The sequence below is a fragment of the Bradyrhizobium sp. genome (genome assembly GCF_049798375.1).
Lineage (GTDB): Bacteria > Pseudomonadota > Alphaproteobacteria > Rhizobiales > Xanthobacteraceae > Bradyrhizobium.
Map to the genome: position 1 here is coordinate 1 of NZ_JBARGP010000603.1, position 2,686 is coordinate 2,686.

General features: G+C 66.9%; 3 protein-coding genes and 1 pseudogene. 1 reads left to right on the forward strand and 3 read right to left on the reverse strand.

The annotated features are described in order from the left end of the window. Positions 1 to 1,214: allophanate hydrolase (gene atzF, locus WA702_RS24245; RefSeq protein ID WP_425113089.1), on the forward strand; the 1,214-nt coding region annotated here is incomplete at its 5' end. A gap of 111 nt (positions 1,215 to 1,325) precedes the next feature. On the opposite strand, the gene WA702_RS24250 is transcribed toward atzF, so the two are convergent. The 3 genes and pseudogenes from WA702_RS24250 to WA702_RS24260 form a co-directional block, all read right to left on the reverse strand. Next, a complete protein-coding gene (locus tag WA702_RS24250; RefSeq protein ID WP_425113090.1) occupies positions 1,326 to 2,075 on the reverse strand; it encodes a GntR family transcriptional regulator in 750 nt (249 codons plus the stop codon). Continuing rightward, a complete protein-coding gene (gene hpxZ, locus WA702_RS24255; protein WP_425113091.1) occupies positions 2,072 to 2,470 on the reverse strand; it encodes an oxalurate catabolism protein HpxZ in 399 nt (132 codons plus the stop codon). Before hpxZ ends, WA702_RS24250 begins: the two co-directional genes overlap by 4 nt. 2 nt (positions 2,471 to 2,472) lie before the next feature. Continuing rightward, positions 2,473 to 2,686 (reverse strand): annotated as a pseudogene (locus WA702_RS24260) (AtzE family amidohydrolase); the annotation flags it as partial.

Below are 2,686 nucleotides of genomic sequence, written 5' to 3' on the forward strand. Positions count from 1 at the left end.
CAGGCGTGGTGCCGGCCTGCCGCACGCTCGACTGCGTCTCGATCTTCGCGCTCACGGTCGACGATGCAACGGCCGCGCTCGGCGTGATGGCGGCGCCTGATCCGCTCGATCCGTTCTCGCAGGACCGCCCGCTTGCCCCGCTCACGCCATTTCCGAAGGGCTTGCAGCTCGGTGTGCCCCATCCGAGTCAACTGATCTTTTTCGGCGATAAGGACGCGGAAGCCGCCTACGACGAGGCAGTCCTGCGTTTCGACGAACTCGGCGCGCAGCTCGTCGAATTCGATCTCGAGCCATTCTACGAGGCCGCACGGCTTCTGTACGAAGGTCCGTGGGTGGCTGAACGCTATCTCGTGATCCGTGATCTCTTGGCGTCAGATCCGGACGCGATTCATCCAGTAACGCGCGAGATCACCATTGCCGGCGCGCGGCCCTCGGCGGCGGATACCTTTGCCGCGCTCTACCGGCTGCAAGCTATGCGCAAGCTCGCGGCGCGTACTTTCGCCGGGATCGACGCGATGCTGCTGCCGACCGCGCCGACCGCCTACACCACCGCGGAGGTGCTCGCCGATCCGATTCGGCTCAACAGCCGGCTTGGCACCTACACCAATTTCGTCAACCTGCTCGACATGTGCGCCCTGGCGCTGCCGTCGGCGATGCGCGACGACGGCATTCCGTTCGGCGTCACCTTGCTGGCGCCGGCAGGGCGCGATGCCGCGCTCGCCAGCATCGGCCGGGTGTTTCACGCCGACACCGAACTTGGCGTCGGCGCCAAGGGCGTGGCGCAGCCGCCGCTCGCGCCGCTGACAACGACGCTAAGAGACGGCGAGATCGCGATCGCCGCGGTCGGCGCGCATCTGTCCGGCATGGCGCTGAACCATGAATTGACCTCGCTCGGCGCGCGTCTGCTGGAGACAGCGACGACGGCGCCGGACTACCAGCTCTATGCGCTGGAGACGACGCCGCCCAAGCCCGGCATGCTCCGCATCGCGCCGGGGGCCGGCACCTCGATCACACTCGAGCTGTGGGCGCTGTCGGAGGCGGCCTTCGGCCAATTCGTCGCCGCCGTGCCGCCGCCGTTGTCGATCGGAACGATCAATCTGTCCGATGGCCGTGAGGTGAAGGGCTTTATCGTCGAGCCTGCCGCGCTCGATCGCGCGCGGGACATTTCGTCGTTCGGCGGCTGGCGGGCGTATGTGGCGCAGACGGCGGCGTAGCTAACAGTCGCCGTCATTGCGAGCGAAGCGAAGCAATCCAGGATCCCGGAAAGATTCTGGATTGCTTCGTCGCTTCGCTCTTCGCAATGAAGAACGTTGACGGCGCCTCGGCTACACCGACACCGCGTAGATTTCATACTCGCCGCGCACCAGTTCGATATGCGCGCGCATCGCGCTCGCCGCGCCAAGCTTGTCGCCGCGCAGGATCGCGACCACGACGCGATCGTGCTCGGCGTGAGATTTCGCCAGACGGCCAAGGTTGCGAAACTGGGCGCGGCGGAACGGCTGCACCCGCACCCGCGTCGCCAGCGTGATCTCTGCGATATAAGCGTTGTGCCCGCCGGCATAGATCGCGTTGTGGAAGCGCTCGTTGACCTCGTGGAATCGCTCCGGATTGCCGGCATGGCTGAGGTGGCGCAGCTCCTCATGAATGGCCTCCAGCCGCTGCCGCTCCACCGGCGCCATGCGTTGCGCGGCAAGGCCTGCGCACAACGCCTCCAACTCGGCCATCGCCTCGAACATGCCGCTCAGGCGATCGAGCGAGGGACGCGCCACCACCGCGCCACGATGGGCGCGCGCCTCGACCAGGCCTGACGCCACCAATTGGCGCAACGCCTCGCGCACCGGCGTGCGCGACACGCTGAAACGCCTGGCGATCTCGGTTTCGTCGAGCGCCGCGCCCGGCGCCAGAATGCCGCGCACGATCTCGTCGGCAAGCTGCAGGCGCAGCTCCTCGGCGCGCGTGATCTTGGCGATGACCTGCGGCGCACGATTGATACGCGGCATCTCCGGCGCCTGCTGCTGCGCGCGGGCTGTCGGATTGTCGCGCTGTGCGCGACTTGGGAGATCGTCGAGACTCATGCCGGCGGCCCCTGCGGTTCGTCGATGACGCTGACATGGGCGGCAACGATGCGCCAACCTTCGGGGAAGCGCACCCAGGTCTGCATCTGGCGACCGACGCGCCCCGGCGCGCTGTCGCGATAGAACAAGGTCGAGGCGACAGCCGTGTCGCGGCCATAGGTCGATATCACGGTGCGCGCGGTGCGCCGCATCAGCCCGGCCGGCGGACGCGCGGCACGGAACGCCGAAATCTCGCCATGGCCGTAGAGATTCTCAGAGATGCCGTAGCGCAGGGTGCGCGCATCATTGCGGAACAGTTCGCCGAGCACCGCGACGTCGTTGCTCACGAGCGCCTTTTCATAGCGCTGGAACTGGGCAGTCACTTCCGCCACGATCTCGGGCAGGTCGATGTCCATACTTACAATCCTTTTGACTGCGGCGCCGCCGCCACGCCCATCTGCTGCAAGGCATGCGCCACCCGCAGCACGATATCCTCGCGCCAGGGCGCGGCAATCAGCTGCACTCCGATCGGCATTGGTTCCAGCGGCACCGGCACGGCGACGACGGGAAGCCCGATGAAGGAGATCGGCTGGGTATGGATGCCGATATTGGGACGCACCGGCATCTCGACG

Bases quoted from the DNA above. Each gene is read 5' to 3' on its own strand.
- WA702_RS24250 (WP_425113090.1), bottom strand. From the start codon at position 2,075: ATGAGTCTCGACGATCTCCCAAGTCGCGCACAGCGCGACAATCCGACA.
- hpxZ (WP_425113091.1), bottom strand. From the start codon at position 2,470: ATGGACATCGACCTGCCCGAGATCGTGGCGGAAGTGACTGCCCAGTTC.